At 36.8% G+C, this 19280-nt stretch carries 20 protein-coding genes; 1 reads left to right on the forward strand and 19 read right to left on the reverse strand.

Annotated elements, in window-relative coordinates; translation table 11 throughout:
• Positions 1-15 precede the first annotated feature (15 nt).
• The 10 genes from EGT49_RS04055 to EGT49_RS04100 form a co-directional block, all read right to left on the reverse strand.
• Entirely contained in the window at positions 16-1722 is a 1707-nt protein-coding gene (locus tag EGT49_RS04055; RefSeq protein WP_135371762.1) for a proline--tRNA ligase, read from the reverse strand.
• A gap of 12 nt (positions 1723-1734) precedes the next feature.
• On the reverse strand, positions 1735-2997 hold the full coding sequence (gene rseP, locus EGT49_RS04060; protein WP_135371764.1) for an RIP metalloprotease RseP: 1263 nt from the start codon (positions 2995-2997) through the stop codon (positions 1735-1737).
• A gap of 19 nt (positions 2998-3016) precedes the next feature.
• Positions 3017-3811 (reverse strand): phosphatidate cytidylyltransferase, encoded by a 795-nt coding sequence (locus EGT49_RS04065; RefSeq protein ID WP_135371766.1) that lies wholly within the window; start codon positions 3809-3811, stop codon positions 3017-3019.
• Between the two features lie 14 nt (positions 3812-3825).
• A complete protein-coding gene (locus EGT49_RS04070) occupies positions 3826-4569 on the reverse strand; it encodes an undecaprenyl pyrophosphate synthase (RefSeq protein WP_135371768.1) in 744 nt (247 codons plus the stop codon).
• 8 nt (positions 4570-4577) lie between these two features.
• Positions 4578-5135: a ribosome recycling factor gene (gene frr / locus EGT49_RS04075; RefSeq protein WP_135371844.1), complete on the reverse strand. Its 558-nt coding sequence runs from the start codon at positions 5133-5135 to the stop codon at positions 4578-4580.
• Positions 5125-5859 carry a UMP kinase gene (pyrH, locus tag EGT49_RS04080; RefSeq protein WP_135371770.1) on the reverse strand — a complete coding sequence of 245 codons (735 nt, stop codon included), beginning with the start codon at positions 5857-5859 and terminating at the stop codon, positions 5125-5127. Before pyrH ends, frr begins: the two co-directional genes overlap by 11 nt.
• A gap of 169 nt (positions 5860-6028) precedes the next feature.
• On the reverse strand, positions 6029-6904 hold the full coding sequence (tsf, locus tag EGT49_RS04085) for a translation elongation factor Ts (RefSeq protein WP_135371772.1): 876 nt from the start codon (positions 6902-6904) through the stop codon (positions 6029-6031).
• A 64-nt stretch (positions 6905-6968) separates the two neighbouring features.
• A complete protein-coding gene (gene rpsB / locus EGT49_RS04090; protein WP_135371774.1) occupies positions 6969-7778 on the reverse strand; it encodes a 30S ribosomal protein S2 in 810 nt (269 codons plus the stop codon).
• 121 nt (positions 7779-7899) lie between these two features.
• On the reverse strand, positions 7900-8187 hold the full coding sequence (locus EGT49_RS04095; protein ID WP_135371776.1) for a GIY-YIG nuclease family protein: 288 nt from the start codon (positions 8185-8187) through the stop codon (positions 7900-7902).
• Positions 8174-8905 carry a tRNA1(Val) (adenine(37)-N6)-methyltransferase gene (locus tag EGT49_RS04100; RefSeq protein ID WP_135371778.1) on the reverse strand — a complete coding sequence of 244 codons (732 nt, stop codon included), beginning with the start codon at positions 8903-8905 and terminating at the stop codon, positions 8174-8176. Before EGT49_RS04100 ends, EGT49_RS04095 begins: the two co-directional genes overlap by 14 nt.
• A gap of 62 nt (positions 8906-8967) precedes the next feature.
• Here EGT49_RS04100 and EGT49_RS04105 point away from each other — a divergent pair, with 62 nt between their 5' ends.
• Complete coding sequence (locus EGT49_RS04105) at positions 8968-9594, forward strand: lysophospholipid acyltransferase family protein (protein WP_135371780.1); 627 nt, start codon at positions 8968-8970, stop codon at positions 9592-9594.
• A 40-nt stretch (positions 9595-9634) separates the two neighbouring features.
• Here the strand turns inward: EGT49_RS04105 and purD are convergent, their stop codons facing one another.
• The 9 genes from purD to purC are packed head-to-tail and all read right to left on the reverse strand — an operon-like array spanning position 9635 to position 19279.
• Positions 9635-10894 carry a phosphoribosylamine--glycine ligase gene (gene purD / locus EGT49_RS04110; protein ID WP_135371782.1) on the reverse strand — a complete coding sequence of 420 codons (1260 nt, stop codon included), beginning with the start codon at positions 10892-10894 and terminating at the stop codon, positions 9635-9637.
• A 12-nt stretch (positions 10895-10906) separates the two neighbouring features.
• Entirely contained in the window at positions 10907-12448 is a 1542-nt protein-coding gene (purH, locus tag EGT49_RS04115; RefSeq protein ID WP_135371784.1) for a bifunctional phosphoribosylaminoimidazolecarboxamide formyltransferase/IMP cyclohydrolase, read from the reverse strand.
• A complete protein-coding gene (gene purN, locus EGT49_RS04120) occupies positions 12445-13020 on the reverse strand; it encodes a phosphoribosylglycinamide formyltransferase (RefSeq protein ID WP_135371786.1) in 576 nt (191 codons plus the stop codon). The genes purH and purN overlap by 4 nt, the downstream gene beginning before the upstream one ends.
• The gene (gene purM / locus EGT49_RS04125) at positions 13017-14036 is read right to left on the reverse strand and encodes a phosphoribosylformylglycinamidine cyclo-ligase (protein WP_135371788.1); all 1020 of its coding nucleotides are present in this window, start codon (positions 14034-14036) and stop codon (positions 13017-13019) included. Before purM ends, purN begins: the two co-directional genes overlap by 4 nt.
• A gap of 13 nt (positions 14037-14049) precedes the next feature.
• On the reverse strand, positions 14050-15456 hold the full coding sequence (gene purF, locus EGT49_RS04130) for an amidophosphoribosyltransferase (protein ID WP_135371790.1): 1407 nt from the start codon (positions 15454-15456) through the stop codon (positions 14050-14052).
• Positions 15441-17648, reverse strand: coding sequence for a phosphoribosylformylglycinamidine synthase subunit PurL (gene purL, locus EGT49_RS04135; protein ID WP_135371792.1), 2208 nt, complete (start codon positions 17646-17648; stop codon positions 15441-15443). The genes purF and purL overlap by 16 nt, the downstream gene beginning before the upstream one ends.
• Entirely contained in the window at positions 17648-18322 is a 675-nt protein-coding gene (gene purQ / locus EGT49_RS04140) for a phosphoribosylformylglycinamidine synthase subunit PurQ (RefSeq protein WP_135371794.1), read from the reverse strand. Before purQ ends, purL begins: the two co-directional genes overlap by 1 nt.
• On the reverse strand, positions 18323-18568 hold the full coding sequence (gene purS / locus EGT49_RS04145) for a phosphoribosylformylglycinamidine synthase subunit PurS (protein WP_135371796.1): 246 nt from the start codon (positions 18566-18568) through the stop codon (positions 18323-18325).
• A gap of 9 nt (positions 18569-18577) precedes the next feature.
• Complete coding sequence (purC, locus tag EGT49_RS04150; protein WP_135371798.1) at positions 18578-19279, reverse strand: phosphoribosylaminoimidazolesuccinocarboxamide synthase; 702 nt, start codon at positions 19277-19279, stop codon at positions 18578-18580.
• Position 19280 lies beyond the last annotated feature (1 nt).

Below are 19280 nucleotides of genomic sequence, written 5' to 3' on the forward strand. Positions count from 1 at the left end.
AAGGCCTAAGCCTCATTACTGATTCTTAAGCAATATTTTTACTGAATTTACTAATTCATCTTTACTTACTTCAATTGTTTCACCAGTACTTCTTATCTTTAGTTCAACAATTCCGTCAGCTGCCTTTTTACCAACTGTGATTCTAATTGGTAAACCAATCAAATCTGAATCGGCAAATTTAACACCTGGACGTTCTTTACGATCATCAAGTAAAACATCGTATCCTTCATTTTGCAACAATTCAACAATTTCGTCACTCAATTTGCCTTGAACGTCATTATTGTACTTAATTGGAACAACATGGATTTGGTATGGAGCTAGTGCAACTGGCCAAATAATTCCATTCTCGTCATTGTGTTGTTCAATGATAGCTGACAACAAACGAGAAATTCCGATACCGTAACAACCCATGATCAATGGATTTGATTTTCCATTTTCATCTAAGAAATTAGCACCCAATGCTTTAGAGAATTTAGTACCCAATTTGAAAATGTGACCAATTTCAATACCACGAGTGAATTTGATTTTACCGTGGCCATCAGGTGAAGTTTCACCTTCCTTGATAATACGGAAATCTCTAAATTCAGGAGTCTCTTCAACAATGTCATCAAAGTTAGCGTTAAAGAGATGCACATCAGCTTTGTTCAAACCAACGACAAAATTCATTAAACCAACTAATGAACTATCGTACAAGACCTTAACTTTTTCATCCATACCTTTAGGACCGATAAAGCCAGGTACACTCTTGAAGACATCACTAACTTCTTCAGGTGTAGCTTCACGTAAGAAATCAGCACCCAAATAATTCTTCAATTTAACGTCATTGACATCATAGTCGCCACGAATCATTACTAAGACTGGTTCGTCGTCAGCCATATAAGCTACAGCTTTCATGATTCTAGCTGGTTCAACTTTTAGAAGTTCTGCTAAAGCGGAAATTGTATGAACATTAGGAGTATCAACTTCCTTAGCTTCCTTTTTGTCTTCAACTAGATTTTCATCCATTTTACTTGCGGCCATTTCCAAGTTAGCTGAATAGTCACTGTCATCTGAATAAGCGATAGTATCTTCACCAATATCAGCAATGGCAGAAAATTCCTTAGAATCAGTTCCACCCATGGCACCAGCATCACCGATAATAGCACGATAATTAAGACCGGCAGCATCAAAAATGTTGCGGTAAGCTTGTTCCATTTGGTTGAAAATAACATCTAATTGATCTTTATTAGCAGTAAATGAATATGCATCTTGCATTAAGAATTCACGACCACGTAATAAACCATAACGAGGACGATCTTCATCACGATACTTCATTTGCATTTGATATAAAACAAGTGGCAATTTCTTGTAACTATTCAAGCTTTCCTTTACAACACTGGTAAAAGTTTCTTCATGAGTTGGTCCTAAAACGAACTCTCTTTCATGACGATCCTTTAATTTGAAAAGATTATCACCGTATGTTTCATAACGGCCACTTTCTTTCCACAAGTCGGCAGGCAAAATAGCAGGCATTTGCATTTCAGCTGCGTCAACTTTATCCATTTCCTTACGGATAATATCTTCAAGTTTACGAATTACAGACCAGGCAAGTGGTAAATAACTATACACACCGGCTGAAACTTGACGAACATATCCGGCTCTCAACATCAATTGATGACTGACAGCTTCCGCATCTGAAGGTGTTTGCTTCAGTGTTGGAATATATAATTTTGATTGTTTCAAGTTCTTATCCCCCTACTTTATAAAGAAACGCTGAATATCATTCCAAGTAACAGCAATCATTAAAAGTACTAAAATTCCGACACCAACAAGCGTGATGGCTGTTTCGTATTGTTCTGGAATTGGCTTTCTTCTGATTGCTTCAACGATATTTAATAAAATCTTTCCACCATCTAAGGCAGGAATTGGAATTAAATTAACAATTCCTAAGTTCATTGAAAGCATTGATGTAAATAAAATAATATTGATCAATCCTTGCGAGGCTACTTGCGATGTCATCGAGTAAATCCCGACTGGTCCTGATAATTGATTGATGTTGAATCCACCAGAAACCATCTTTCCTAAAGCTTGAAAGACCATCACAGTCGTACCCCAACTGTAAGAAAAACCATACTTGATCTTAGCGATAACACTTGAGTCACGCTTAGGCATAATACCGATTAGACCGTATTTTTGACCTTGTGATTTAACCGTCTTTGGTGTCAAAGTGACCGTTCTAGTCTTTTCACCAGACTTAACTTGCAAAGTAGTTTTCTTACCAGGATTATTTTGAATGTTGGTCGATAGAGCTGTCCAAGATCCCGTTTTCTTCCCGTTAACACTCAAAATCGTGTCGTTAACTTGCAAACCAGCTGCTTGGGCAACGGAATTTTTCTCAATATGCCCCAGTTGATTTGTCGCAACACCATTCATCATAAAAGCAGCTAAAATTGCAGCTACTACAGCCAGAACAAAGTTATTAAACGGACCAGCAAAATTAGTGATCATTCTTTTCCAAACAGAAACGGACTGAAGTTGAACATCTCGTGGTGCGATTTGAACTTCAGTTCCGTCTTCTTCAACAATTGTTGCATCATGATCTACTGAATACTTTTTAACGACTGATTCGTCGCCATTTTCATAACCCTCAATCACTAAATCATCAACTAAATCTGATTTAGAAATCTGTACTGGGACCGCATTTGCATCATAAACTTTACTGGAAGTTATTATTTTGACTACTTTATCTTGATCATTTAAAACTAAAGATGCCATCGTTCCTGGTTGAATATCGGAATCGTCTTCTTGTGCTCCGGCCATTCGAACGTAACCACCCAAAGGTAATAGTCTCAAGGTATAGGTCGTATGGTTTTTACGATAAGCGACAATCTTTGGCCCCATTCCAACAGAAAATTCCCGCACCAAGATGCCGGATTTTTTTGCTGCATAATAATGTCCAAATTCATGAACAATAACCAAAATACCAAAAACGATAATAAACGTAATTATTGCGGTCATTTTAACCTCCAGAAGTTGCTTAAACTAAACCAAAAATGTGTAACAACGGTAACACGATCAACATGCTATCGAAACGATCTAAAATTCCACCGTGACCCGGTAAAATATTTCCTGAATCCTTAACTTTGTAATAACGCTTGTAAGCTGATTCGATCAAATCACCCATTTGTCCCATAATTGACAAGACAAAGGCAATCATCAACATTGTAGTGATCGAGTATTCTTGTGGAACAAATATCATGTAAACTCCCGATAAAATGAGTGCCATGATAATTCCAGCAATAGTACCTTCCCAAGTTTTATTGGGACTAATAGCTGGCCAAAGCTTATGTTTACCAATTTTTCTACCAAAGGTATAGGCAAAAATGTCAGTTGACCAAACGACAATCAAGGCATACATCAACAAGCCAAGACCGGGTTGAGAATTTCTTACGGCAGCTAAATAATGGAAACCAGTACCAATGTAAAGCATCGAAACCACTGACACGCCAGCATCTTCAAAATTGAATTTATTCTTTGTTAAGACAGTAATTACCAACAAAATTACGGCAAAAACATAAAATAAATCTAATCGTGTAAAACTCTTAGGCAACCATCCAGCATAAAATCCATTAGGTACAACTAATACTAGAGTTCCTAAAATTGTTACTAAGAAATCTACTGAGACAATGATACGCTTACGCATAATGTATATCTCAAAAACACCAACTGCGGCTAAAGCTGCAGCTGCAACCTCTAACCAAACTCCGCCCGCTAGCAATATGGGAATAAAGATTGCTAATGCAATAACGGCAGTAATGACACGTTGTTTCATAATTTTCCCCCAAACTAAACTGATCCGAAACGTCGATCTCTGCGATCGAACTCTTTAATGTCTTTAATTAAATCATCAACCGTAAAATCTGGCCAATAACTGTCATCAAAAATCATTTCTGTATAGGCTAATTGCCAAAGCATGAAGTTAGAGATTCTTTCTTCTCCACTAGTTCTAATTAAAAGATCAGGATCTGCCAAATCTTTCAAATGACTAGTTAACAAATGATCAGCGAATACAGAATCATCTATCTTGCTTGGGTCTATTGAACCACTTGCAGCCTCAATTGCCAAATTTTTAGCAGCATTGACAATTTCAGCACGACCACCATAGTTAAAAGCAAAATTGAGGATCATCCCAGTATTATCCTTCGTATCCTCAACTGCTTTTAAAACTACTTTTTTAGTCTTTTCTGGCAAGTGATCAGTAAATCCAGTCACGAACACTTGAATGTTCTCTTTAATTAAATCAGGCATAAAAGTCCCAAAGAAGTCGACTGGCAATTTCATTAAGAAATTGACCTCTTTACTAGGACGACTCCAATTTTCAGTTGAAAAAGCATATAGACTCAAAACTTTAACTCCTAAATGACTGGCAGCAGTAGCAATCGTTTTGACGTTTTCCATCCCTTCTTTATGTCCGGCAATTCTTGGCTGACCTTTTCTTTTAGCCCAACGTCCGTTACCGTCCATAATGATGGCGATATGCTTTGGAACTGATATTTCTGGATCTAATTGTTTTTTACTATCATCTGTCATAAGGAATTTTATCCTTCAGTAATTTCTTTTTCTTTGGCTGCTGCAAGTTTATCAACATCAGCAATGGCTGAATCAGTAACTTTTTGAACATCTTTTTCCAAAGTATGGAATTCATCCTCAGTTACATCATTAGCTTTCAATTGCTTCTTTAAATCGTCCATAGCTTCACGACGAACGTTTCTAACGGCGATTCGTGTTCCTTCAGCCTCTTTACCTACTTGCTTAGCAATCTCTTGTCTACGCTCACCAGTAAGCTGTGGGATAACCAAACGAATCACTTTTCCATCATTAGCAGGATTCAAACCTAAATCTGATGAATTGATAGCATGTTCAATATCATCAAGTGATGATTGATCATAAGGTGTAATCAATAATACACGTGCTTCAGGAATATTGATCGATGCCACTTGATTCAAAGGTACATCGGTACCATAGTATGAAACTTTAACATTGTTCAAAATTGAAGCATTAGCTTTACCGGCACGAATGTTGGCCAATTCTTTTCTCAATACTTCAATTGAAATTGACATATTTTCTTGTGCTTTAGTTATCGCTTTATTCGTCATCATTACCACCCTTTATAATTGTTCCAATATTTTCGCCTTGAACAACCTTTTTAATATTTTCAGGCTTATTCAAGTTAAAGACGATCAATGGAATATCATTATCCATTGACAATGAGGAAGCTGTTGTATCCATTACTCCAAGGTTCTTATTAATAATATCAAGTTGTGTCAATTCTGAATACTTCTTAGCATTTGGATCTTTCTTAGGATCAGCTGAGTAAACACCATCGACATTGTTCTTAGCCATCAAAATAACATCGGCTTCGATTTCAGCAGCACGTAGAACAGATGTTGTATCAGTTGAGAAGTAAGGATTACCAGTCCCACCAGCAAAGATTACTACACGACCCTTCTCTAGATGTCTAATAGCCTTTCTTCTGATGTAAGGTTCAGCAACTTGGCGCATTTCAATTGATGTTTGAACTCGTGTTGGCACACCAATATGTTCCAAACCATCTTGCAGTGCTAAACCATTCATAACTGTGGCCATCATACCCATGTAATCGGCTTGAGCACGATCCATACCCATTTCGGCACCAGTTTCACCACGCCAAATATTTCCACCACCACAAACAATGGCTACTTGGACACCTAAATCGTGAACACTTTTAATTTGTTCAGCAATTTGTTTAATAACTGGGGGATTGATTCCAAATCCTACCTCACCAGCTAGGGCTTCTCCAGAAACTTTTAAAATAACTCTTTTATACTTGATATCAGGCATAAGTACTCTCCTTTAATTTTGCTATTTAACATTTTAACATATTAGATTAGTCTAAATTTATCTATTGACTATTTTTAAATAAAAATTGCTAGGATACAACCCTAAATACAAGAAAAGGTCGTTTAATTCATTACGAATTAAGCGACCTCTCTTTCAAATTAGTAAATAATTACTTCATTTGGTTCTTTACTTCTTCAGCAAAGTCTTCTTGTTTCTTTTCGATTCCTTCGCCAACTTCGTAACGAACGAATGAAACTAACTTACTGTTCTTTGATTCAACGAATTGTTGAACAGTCATATCTGAATCCTTAACGAATTCTTGGTCAGCCAAACTAATTTCTGACAAGAACTTGTTTAAACGGCCTTCAACGATTCTAGGAATAATCTTTTCAGGTTTACCTTCAGCCTTTGTTTCTTCAGTGAAGATAGCCTTTTCATGTTCCAAACGATCTTCAGGAACTTGATTACGATCCATATATTCTGGGTTGATAGCTGCAACGTGCATAGCAACGTCTTTAGCAGCATCTTCATCTTTACCTTCAAGAGTAACGATAGCACCGATTAAGCCACCGTTATGTAAGTAAGCACCGAATACTTGTGAATCAGTCTTATCAAGAACTTGGAAACGTCTCAATGAAATCTTTTCACCGATAACAGCTGTTAAGCCTGTGATGGCGTCGTTAATTGTTTGGTCACCAATCTTAAGTGCCAAAGCTTCATCCATGTCTTTAGGTTCATTTTCAACAATAGCTTTACCAATTTCGTTTACAAGATTGATAAATTTGTCATTTGATGAAACAAAGTCAGTTTCTGAATTAACTTCGATAATAGCAGCTTTGTTACCTGAAACTTCGATATGTGTCAAACCTTCAGCAGCAATGTTTCCACTCTTCTTAGCAGCTTTAGCAATACCCTTTTCGCGAAGTTTGTCGATAGCCTCTTGCATGTTACCGTCAGCAGCAACCAATGCTTTTTTAGCATCCATCATACCAACGCTTGTCTTATCACGTAATTCTTTAACTTGAGCAGCAGTAATTTTAGCCATTAGTAATCCTCCAGTCGTATAAATAAAGCCATCTTACTCAGATGACTCTATTTTACGCTTATTATTATTTGTTATCTTCGTTATTTGATGAGTTTTTAGCTTCTGCTAAATCTTCAATAGATTTTGCGTCAGCAGCATCAGCGTTTTCGTTGTTGTCTTCCTTAGCAAAGTCTGCATCTGAAACAGCTTCTTCACCTTGTTTACCTTCAACGATAGCGTCAGCCATCTTAGATGTGATCAATCTAACGGCACGAATAGCATCGTCGTTTGATGGAATGATAACATCGATAGGATCTGGATCTGTGTTTGTATCAACCATAGCTACGATAGGAATGTTAAGTTTCTTAGCTTCGTTAACAGCAATGTTTTCCTTATGAGGGTCAACAATAAACATAACATCAGGAATTCTTGGCATATCTTCGATACCACCAAGGAATTTCTCTAACTTAGCTTGTTGCTTTGTAAGTAAAGCAACTTCTTTCTTAGGTAGACGTTCAAAAGTACCGTCTTCAGACATAGCTTTGATGTCCTTTAATCTCTTGATACGTTTTTGGATTGTGTTCCAGTTAGTCAAAGTACCACCTAACCAACGATGGTTAACATAGTATTGGCCAGCACGTGTTGCTTCTTCAGCGATAGCATCTTGTGCTTGTTTCTTTGTACCAACGAATAGGAAAATACCATCATCACCGGCAACAGCCTTCATATAGTTGTAAGCATCGTCGATCATGCGTACTGTTTTTTGTAAATCAATGATGTAAATACCATTTCTTTGTGTAAAGATAAATGGCTTCATCTTAGGGTTCCATCTTCTTGTTTGGTGACCGAAATGTACACCGGCTTCAAGAAGTTGTTTCATAGAAATAACTGACATAAAAAGTTCCTCCTGGTTTTTACCTCCACTCAAGTCTTATTCATTCAAAACGCGACCTGCGCACCATCGAATGAATCGTTGAGTGTGTGTATTCAATACGGTTTAATATTATAAGGGAAGTTTATTTTGAAATCAAGTAGTCATGCCAATTAATTCCCTGACTTTTTAATAATTCTTCTTTTTGTGGACGACTAAGCTTCTTAATAGCGATTTCTCGTTTCAAAGCTTGTGATTTATTTTCAAGTTCTTCACTATACATTAATTTAACTGGTCGTCTTACTTTTGTATATTTAGCTCCCTTACCTGCGTTGTGAGTGGCTACTCTTTTTGAAACATCGTTAGTAGTGCCGGTATAAAAAGTTTGGTCACTGCACAACAAAATGTAGACGTAATATTTATTGTTTGCCATTGATTATTTGATTCGCCTCTTCGCTTAACTGATGATCATCATCATACATTACCAAATCCGGTTCAACTTGTAATGATGCCTCTTTAACTGTTTTTACCGCATCAACTAACACCAGATTAGCAGTTTTTTCTTTCGTCGTCCTGACAAAACGCAACCGTCTGGCCTGTAACTTTTGTTTTGCCATTTCAATTAGTAGTTCCGTTAGTCTTTCAGGTCGATAAACTAAAAAAGCATGCGAGTTTTCCTTTAACAATACTTTGATGGCATAACAAACATCCGCTAGATCAAGTAAAACTTCATGGCGTGCCTTTGCTAAAACTGGATTTTCCTTAGTAGCAGTCCGTTGATTCACTTTAAAATAAGGTGGATTGCAAACAATTGTATCAATTGTATCGTGATCTAAACAAGATTTAATACTCTTTAAATCAGCATTGATCAAATGAACTTGTTTTTCCAAATGATTATCAACAATACTTTTTTGCGATAATCGGGCGAGTTCTTTTTGAATCTCTACTAAATAAATTTCTGCTTTAGTTTTACTAGCTAAAGTTAAACCAATTGCGCCATTTCCAGAACACAAATCAACTATTTTGCCTTTTTGTGCTGGTTTTGCGAAATTATACAGTAAAATAGTATCAAGGTTAAAAGAATAAAGTTCTTTATCTTGATTAATAATGATTCCACTGTTTGAAATAATATCTTGGGAAATTATCGACATGTTGCACCTGCTTTATGGTATTTTAAATAAGTTAAGATTATTTTAGGGAGAATGATAATTCAATGTTTTATAAGTTTATCCGAGTAATAGCTAGAGGGATTGTTTTTCTTCTCAACGGTCATTTTGACATCGTTGGTAAAGAAAACTTACCTGACAAACCCTACATTATTGTGGCCCCACACCGAACTTGGTGGGAACCAATCTTTTTTGCCTTAGTAATTTCACCTAGAGAAGCTACCTTTATGGCCAAAAAAGAGTTATTCAAGAATCCAATTCTGAGATTTATTCTCGTTCACGCACACGCCTTTCCAGTTGATCGCGCTCATCCCGGCCCTTCAGTAATTAAAACACCGGTTAAAGCTTTAAAAAAAGAAGACAAGGTTTTGATCATGTTCCCATCTGGAACGCGTTATTCTGAACAATTAAAAGGTGGAGCTTCTTTGATTGCTAAGCTTTCTAAAGCACCATTAGTTCCTTTCGTCTATCAAGGGCCATTGAAGTTTTCTGGTCTTTTAAAACACCAAAAAATCACCATCGGTGTTGGTCCAGAGATTGATTTTGACTTCAAAGCCAAATTAGATGAACAGCAAACTAAACAAGTTAACGATGACATGGAAGTTGCTTGGCAAAAGATTGACCAAAAAATTAATCCAGAATTCAAGTATATCCCACCAAAGAAAAAATATTAATAGTGGTAACAAAAAAAGCGACCTGTAAAGGCCGCTTTTTTTAGTCAATTGAATTACAACCAATATCTTTTCGATAAAAAATATGATTGTTATTCATCTTCCCTAATTGTTCATAAATTGTTGTTTGCGCATCTAATAGATTCTTAGCATGAGCTTTCATCAGATAAAGTCGACCGCCATTACTGAATAATTGATGATCTTCTTTTTTGACACTCGCAAAATTTATTTCTAATGGACAATTCTTAAAATCTTCTACTTTTCCTAAAGTACCAACTGTCGGTCTCTGAGGATAACCTTGACTAACAGCAAAGACTCCCAAGTTGAGTCCTTTTTGCTTCCACTCAATTTTTTTAATTTTTTTGTGACGCAAGATGTGGTCAATAATCGAGGCCAAATCAGTTTTTAATCGTGGCAAAACCACTTCGGTTTCAGGATCACCAAAACGAGCGTTGAATTCAATAACCTTAATTCCTTCTTTAGTCAAGATTAACCCAGCGTAAAGGATTCCAGTGTATTTAATACCCTGTGCTCTTAGTTCGGATACAAATGGTTGTAATACTGTCTCAACAGCTAATTGCTCAATCTCTTGAGAAATATTTTGCACTGGACAAACTGCACCCATTCCACCCGTATTAGGTCCTAAATCGCCATCAAAGATCTTTTTATAATCTTGTGCTAAAGGCATCGGATAAAAGCGTTTATGATCAACAAACGCCATCAAGGAGAATTCCTCTCCTTCTAAATAATCTTCGATGATCACTTTTGAAGTATTGAACTTATGATTATCCAGCAAATCATCCATTACCGTCTTAGCTTCTGAATAATCTTGAACGATAAAGACTCCCTTACCTGCGGCTAAACCGTTAGCCTTGATTACAATTGGATAAGTTTGATTTTGTTTTAGAAAAGCTAAAGCATCTTCTAGGTTAGTAAATTCTTGATACTGAGCGGTCGAGATATTGGCATCCGCCATGATCTTCTTCGTAAAGGTCTTTGAACCTTCAACTTGGGCTGCTTCTTGATTTGGCCCAAAAATTCTTAGATTCTTACTCTTAAAGAAATCAACAATCCCGTTAACTAATGGTTCTTCTGGACCAACAATTGAGAAATCAACATCATTTGTTTCAGCAAATTTTGCCAAATGTTCAAAATCATTTTCATCGATAGCAATTGTTTTAATCTTGGACAATTTCATGCCGTCATTACCAGGAGCACAAAAAACTACATTGTCTTTGTTCTTCAATAGCGCCTTACAAATTGCATCTTCACGTGCTCCGGAACCAATAACAAGTATTTTCATTTAATGACCTCTCTAGTGTTTAAAGTGTCTTCTACCAGTGAAGACCATTGCAATACCAAACTTATTAGCCATATCGATTGAATCTTGATCCTTGATAGAACCACCAGGTTGAATGATGGCAGTAATGTTATGTTCAGCCGCATATTGAACACAGTCGTCCATTGGGAAGAAAGCATCGGATGCCATGATCAATGGCTTGTGTTCTTGTGCTTGTTCTTCTTGTTCAATGGCAATCTTCACAGAACCAATGCGATTCATTTGACCGGCACCAATTCCTAAAGTCTTATCAGTTGTTGAAATAACAATCGCATTACTCTTCACGTGCTTAACTACTTGTTGACCAAACAAAAGTGCCTTCATTTCTTCAGGTGTTGGAGCCTTTTTTGTCACAACCTTGAATTCATCGAGCTTATCAACTGTTGTATCACGTTCTTGAACTAATAGACCGCCCATAACTGAAACGTATTCATATTTGTCAGCAGCTTTAGCTTTTGAAAAATCTAATGTCATTAGACGGATATTTTTCTTAGCTTCAAGAATTTCTAAAGCTTCGTCAGTAAAACTTGGGGCAATTACGATTTCCAAGAAGATCTTATGCATCTCTTCAGCAATCTCTTTGGTAACTTCACGGTTAACTGCTACAATTCCACCAAAAATCGACATAGTATCTGCAGTATAAGCTTTGCGCCAAGCTTGATAAATTGATTCGTCGTCAACACCGACTCCACAAGGGTTCATGTGCTTCAAAGCAGCAACACAAGGTTGGTCAAAATCGGCCACAATTCTTAATGCAGCATCGGCGTCTTTAATATTGTTGAAAGATAATTCTTTCCCATGAAGTTGTTTTGCGGAAGCAATTGAATATTCACTAGGAAGCGCACTTTGGTAAAAGGCAGCCTTTTGATGAGAGTTTTCACCATAACGTAATTCTTGATGGAAGTCGTAACCTAAAACTTCAACATCAGGGAATTCTTCATGATTCAAGTCAGATAAGTAATGAGCAATAATACTGTCGTATTCTGCTGTGTGACGGAAAGCTTTAGCAGCCAACTTTTGTCTCAAAGCTAGGTCGTCATTGCCTGATTCAATACTTGTCAAAACAGTTTGATAGTCGTTAGCATCAATTACAACGTAAACACTCTTGAAGTTTTTAGAAGCTGAACGAATCATTGATGGACCACCGATATCAATTTGTTCGATTGCTTGAGCTGGTGTAACGCCATCTTTTGAAATAGTTTCCTTGAAAGGATATAAATTAACACAAACTAGATCAATAGTATGAATATTTAACTTTTCCAAAGTCTTCATATGTTCTGGATTGTCACGTTTAGCTAACAGACCTGCATGAACCATTGGATGCAAAGTTTTCACACGACCGTCCAAAATTTCGGGAAAATTAGTAATTTCGTCAATTTCAGTTACTTTCACACCATTTTCTTGTAACTTCTTGTAAGTACCACCAGTTGAAACAATTTCAAATCCATTGGCGATCAAACCTTTGGCAAATTCTACGACACCAGTTTTATCAGATACACTAATTAAAGCTCTTCTCATTTTTTACTTACCCCTTTTAATAAATTAGCGATGACTTCTTTATACATTTGATGTTCAGTTTGGTGAATTCTATTTTCCAAACTTTCCTCAGTATCATTTTTTAATCTAACGACTTTTGATTGCTTAATAATCGGACCAGTATCGACGCCTTCGTCAATATAGTGAATCGTCACGCCGGTCACAGGTTCGTTAGCGACAAAAGCTCGATGAATTGCTTCCAAACCAGAGAACTTCGGTAGAAGTGACGGATGAATATTGATAATTCTATTTGGATACTGACTCAGTAAAACCGGTGTAACAACGCGCATATAACCAGCTAGAAAAATATAATCGATTTTCAAAGGCTTTAATTTTTCGACTATCACCTGTTCATAAGCTCCTCGATTTTCATAATCAGCTAGCTGATTGACAAAGACCGGAATGTGGTATTTTTCCGCTCTTTTAATTACTTTGGCTTGAGGTTGGTCGCAAACTAACAATTCAATCTCAAGACCCAATCTTTTTAACTCGTCTGATCCGGCAATGGTTTCAAAATTTGTTCCATTACCTGAAGCAAAGACCGCTACTCTCACAGTTTGTCTCCTTTCAAAATCAGACTTTCTGACTCTTTAGTTACGACTGAACCAATTGTGTAAGCAATAGTATTACTTTGATTCAATTGCTGTAACACTTTTAGTTCATCCTTTGGATCAACTGCTAAAACAATTCCTAGACCCATATTAAAGATATGATACATGTCAATTGTTTGAATCTTTCCATATTTTTGTAAGACATCAAAAATCGGTAAGGTTGGCCAAACGTCAACATTGATCTCGGCAGCTAAATTCTCAGATAAAATTCTTGGTACATTTTCAAAGAATCCACCACCAGTAATATGAGCGATTCCGTGAACTAACTTTTCTCGCAAAAGTGGCACTAATTCAGACGCATAAATCTTAGTTGGCGTTAGTAAAACGTCTCCTAGAGTCTGTTGTGGTAGTTCTGGTAAAACTGTTTCAGTAGTAAATTGATGCTCTTGGAAGAAAATTTTTCTAACTAGCGAGTAACCATTCGAATGGATTCCACTAGATTTAATACCAATCAAAACGTCATTTTCGTGAACTTTGGCTGGCGTTAATAAATCTTCTTTTTCACAAATACCAACTGCAAAGCCGGCAATATCATAATCACTTGGACTATAAACACCAGGCATCTCAGCTGTTTCACCACCAATTAAAGCAGCATTTGCTTGCTGGCAGCCATTGATAACACCCTTCAAAATTTCCTCAATTTTTTCATCAACTTTACCAGTTGAAATGTAATCAAGAAAATATTGTGGAATGGCACCTTGTGCCAAAATATCGTTAACACACATGGCCACACAATCAATGCCAATCGTGTCCCACTTTTTGGCTTCATTGGTTAATAATAATTTAGTGCCGACACCATCGTCACTAGAAACTAAAACTGGATGTCGGAAACCTTCAGGAATCTCATAAACACCGCCAAAATTACCAATGCTTTGGTTGTTAGTATTTTGCTTAACAAATTTGGAAATTTTGTAACCAGATTCGACATTTACACCAGCATCTTGATAGGGATTAGACATATAATCAGCCTCCTTATTTTTTAGACTCATAATCGTACAAGTAAGTTGGATAATCGCCATTAAAGTACGACATATCTAAACCTGAATATGGTGCATCAGCGTTCAAGCCAATTGCGTCGATCAAACCTTCTTCACTCAAGAAACGTAAAGAATCAGAACCAAAAATTTGATTCATTTCGTCAATGCTCTTGTGAGCAGCAATCAATTCGCTCTTTTCTTGAATATCGATTCCATAAAAACAAGGATGCATGAATCTTGGTGAAGCAATTCGTAGATGCACTTCAGTTGCGCCAGCATCTTTAAGCAATTGAACAATATAGGCACAAGTTGTTCCACGAACAATTGAATCATCAACCAAGATAACTCGTTTTCCGGCCACTACACCTTTAACTGCGGCCAATTTTTGACGAACACTCTTTTCACGCAATTCTTTAGTTGGTTGAATGAATTCACGACCCATATATTGATTCTTGATCAAGCCCATTTCATATGGCAAACCGCTGGCTTCAGCGTATCCACTAGCAGCAGAAAGTGATGAATTTGGTACACCGACAACAATATCTCCCGGTGCTGGAAATTCATTAGCTAAGTTAGCCCCCATGCGTTTTCTAGCAGAATGAACATTGATTCCTAAAATATTTGAATCAGGACGAGCAAAGTAAATGAATTCCATTGAACAAATTGCCAATTGTGTCTTGGTAGTCCAGTGATCGATTTTCATCCCTGAATCAGAGATCGTAATCAATTCTCCTGGTTGAACGTCACGAACAAAAGTCGCCCCAACAGCATCTAACGCACAAGTTTCACTTGCAACTACGTAAGCACCATTTTCTAATTTACCAATCGAAATAGGACGGAAACCATGTGAATCCAAAGCTACATACATCGCTTCTTTAGTTAACAACAGGTAAGCAAAACCACCTTGAATCTTGTTGAGTGCTTCTACCATCCGATCATGAAAAGTTTCTTTTTGAGATTGCATGATCAAATGCAAAAGTACTTCAGAATCAGAACTAGATTTGAAAATGTGACCACTTTTCTCCAATTCTTTTTTCAAAGTAATCGCATTAGTTAAGTTACCATTGTGAGCTAAGGCAATTTGATTATCGGTAAAATCAAACAATAATGGTTGAACATTTTCAATTTTGTTTTCACCTGCGGTTGAATACCGAACGTGTCCAATGGCAGAATCACCAACTAAATCATTCAAATATTCTGGCTTGGAAAATACTTGTGTCAACAATCCTAAATTACGATAAGCACGTAATTTTTTACCATCATTAGCAACAATTCCGGCACCTTCTTGACCACGATGTTGCAAACTGTGAAGTCCTAAATAAGTTAAATAATTAGCGTTCTCAGCACCCCAAACACCAAAAATACCGCATTCTTCATTTAAACTCTTTACTTCATCAAACACGTTATCGCCTCTTTCCAATTTTTAGCTGCTTTTTTCGCATCAATTACAACTGAGTCATCTTTAGTCGTTACTTTAAACTCTGGCTCCGCAATTACTTGACCTAACAAGTGCATTTCTGAGCCTAAGGATTCAAATTTATCTTTATCACTAGTTTTAACAGTTACGATAAAACGAGATTGCGTTTCCGAAAATAGCTGAGTTGAGGTTAAATCAGTCTTGATTTCAAAACCTAATTCCTTTTCAAAACTAGCCTCTGATAAAGCTACTGCCAAACCACCTTCACTGATATCGTGAGCACTAGTGATCAGGCCTTGTTGAATTGCCTTTAAAACGAGTTCTTGATGACGTTTTTCTTGATCTAAATCTAAAGTACGTAAATCACCCTTAATTTGTTTTTCTTGGAGCATTTGAATTTCTGAACCATTAAAATCGTCAGCCGTTTCACCAATCAAATAAATCAAATCGCCTGCTTCTTTAAATGCAATTGTTGTTACATTGTCATAATTTTCAATTAAACCAACCATGCCGACCATTGGACTTGGATAGATTGCCTCATCGTTGTATTCATTGTAGAGTGACACATTACCAGAAATCACCGGCGTATCTAATTTCTCACAAGCAGAGGCAATTCCTTCAACTGACTTATCAAGCTCAAAGAACACTTCAGGATTCTCAGGATTTCCATAATTCAAGCAGTCGGTCAAACCGATTGGCAAACCACCACTGGCAACAATATTTCGAGCTGCTTCCATGACAGCAATTTGACCACCAACAAAAGGATTTAAATAAACGTATTTCGAATTGCTATCGTTAGTCATTGCGATGGCTTTTTTAGTTCCACGGATACGAACCACTCCAGCATCACTACCAGGACGAACTAAAGTATTAGCACGTACTTGAGAATCGTAAGTTTGGTAAAAATGTTTTTTGCTGGCGATGTTAGGTTGTTGCAACATATCAAGCCAAGTGTCGCTTAATGAATTGATCACGGGCATAAAATGATAGTCTTTATCAGCTTTAATTCTTGCTGGGGCAACTTCTGATCGGTCATACTCAGGAACCATCTCTGTCAAACTATCAACTGGAATATCTGTTACCAACTTATTTTGGTGATAAATCTTATATTGCTTATCTTCCGTCACATGTCCAATAACGACTGCATCTAGTTCAAAATGCTTGAAGAAATCTAAGACTTCTGTTTCAAATTCTGGCTTGATGCAAAGAACCATTCGTTCTTGTGATTCAGAAAGCATCATTTCATAAGCTGACATTTCAGTTTCTCGTTGTGGCACGTTGTCAAGATTCAAAACCAAACCACTACCAGCTTTTGAAGCCATTTCAGCAGTTGAGGAAACCAAACCTGCGGCGCCCATATCTTGAATTCCTAAAACCCAATCTGGATGTTGATCGATTATTTCAACACAGGCGTCCATCAACAACTTTTCAATGAAAGGATTTCCGACTTGAACTGCTGAACGTTGTTTATTCTTAGTATCAGTAAATTCATCTGAAGCAAATGTTGCACCGTGAATGCCATCACGACCAGTCTTAGCACCAACATAGACGATTAAATTACCATTACCACTAGCCGTTCCATGTTTAAAATCAGTTTTATTCAATAAACCGACACACATTGCATTTACTAACGGATTGTTTTCATAACAATCTTCAAACGATACTTCACCACCGACAGTTGGCAATCCAATACAGTTTCCATATCCTCCAATACCAGCAACAACTTCATCAACTAAATGCTTAGTCTTACCGTTATCCAAAGGGCCAAATTTTAAACTGTTCATTAGGGCGATTGGTTGAGCACCCATCGAAAAAATATCTCTAATAATTCCACCAACACCAGTAGCTGCACCTTGATAAGGTTCTACGGCTGAAGGGTGATTGTGACTTTCGGCTTTGAAAACAACTGCTTGCCCATCACCGATATCAAGAATTCCTGCATCCTCACCTGGACCAGCTAAAACTCGAGAACTCTTGTTAGGCATTTTTCTTAAAACTTTTTTGGAGTTTTTATATGAACAATGTTCACTCCACATTACTGAGTAGAGACCAGTTTCCGTGTAGTTAGGCAATCTTTTCAGAATTTTTTCACTGATCAGATCGTATTCTGATTCGCTCAATCCCCATTGTTGATACAACTTTGAATCTTTAATTTGTTTTGCAGTAGGTTCAGTCATTAATTATTCACCCTTACTTGATAATTGATTATTGATTGAAATAACTTCAAACCATCATCAGAACCGAGAATATCTTCAATTGCTCGTTCTGGATGTGGCATCATCCCTAAAACATTTTTCTGTTTGTTAGTTACACCAGCGATTCTGTCAACACTACCATTGATATTTTCAGTATATTTGAAAGCAATCTGCTTATTTTCTTTCAACTCTTGTAAAGTCTTATCATCACAGAAATAACGACCTTCACCGTGAGCAACCGGAATTCTCATCTGCTCGCCTAACTGATATTGATTAGTAAACGGTGTATCAGTATTTTCCACTTGGAGAGTGACTGTTTCACAAATGAAACGACCTTTTTCGTTGCGGATCAAAGCTCCTGGCAAGAGGTGTAATTCAGTTAAAATTTGGAATCCGTTACAAATTCCTAAGACAATTTTGCCTTCATCAGCAAAACGAATAATTTCTGAAATAATTGGTGCGTGAACGGCGATTGCACCACTTCTTAAATAATCACCATAAGAAAAACCACCTGGAATCAATACTCCATCAAAGCCAGCTAAACTAGTTTGACGATAATCAACTAATTCAACTTCTTGTTTAATACCATCTCTAATGGCATAAAACAGATCCATATCACAATTCGAACCAGGAAAATTAACTACGGCAAACTTCATTTATTTTTCCTCCAAAATTTCATAACGATAAGTTTCAATATTAGGATTTGTCAATAATTCATCACAGATTGCGTCGACGTCTTTTTCCAGATTTTCATAGTCTTGAAAATGCAATTCAAAATACTTACCCATCGAGACCTTTTCAACTTGGTCATAGCCCATCGAATGAACGGCTGATTTAATTGCTTCTCCTTGGGAATCTAAAACTGAGGGTTTGAGGGTCACGTAAACTTTTACTAATTTCATTATTCTCTCCTAGTGGTTTGTTAGTCGTTCTAAGACTTCTTGATATGTTTTAACTAAATCACCTTCATGCTTACGGAAGACGTCTTTATCCATTGAATGATGGCTTCTCTTGTCCCATAAGCGGCAGTTATCTGGTGAGAATTCATCGACTAAAACAATTTCACCAGCAACTTTTCCAAACTCTAGCTTGAAATCAACTAAATCAAAATCACTTTCAGCAAAGAAAGGAATCAAAAGTTGATTGATTTTCAAAGCTTGTTCCTTGATATAGTTAATTTCTTCTTTATCAGCAATCTTTAGAGCATGAACTTGTGAATCATTGATAAAAGGATCATCTAAAGCATCGCTCTTGTAATAAAATTCGACGATTGGTTCTCGAAGCTTCATGCCGTTTTCAACATGGAACTTCTTAACCAAACTACCTGAAGCAATATTTCTGACAACTACTTCTAATGGGAAAACATCACTTTTTTTAACTAGTTGTTCGTGATCTGACAAAGTTTTGATCAAATGAGTTTTGATACCATTTTTAATTAAGTAATCAAAGACTAAAACGGAGATCTGGCAGTTCAAAACTCCCTTACCAGGTAGAATTTCTTTTTTCTTACCATTGAAAGCAGTCGCTTGGTCTTTATAAACCATCAATAATTCATCTGCTTTGTCAGTTTCATAAACGTTTTTAGCTTTTCCTTCATACAATAATTTAGCCATC

The organism is Companilactobacillus suantsaicola (genome assembly GCF_004745525.1).
Taxonomy (GTDB): domain Bacteria; phylum Bacillota; class Bacilli; order Lactobacillales; family Lactobacillaceae; genus Companilactobacillus; species Companilactobacillus suantsaicola.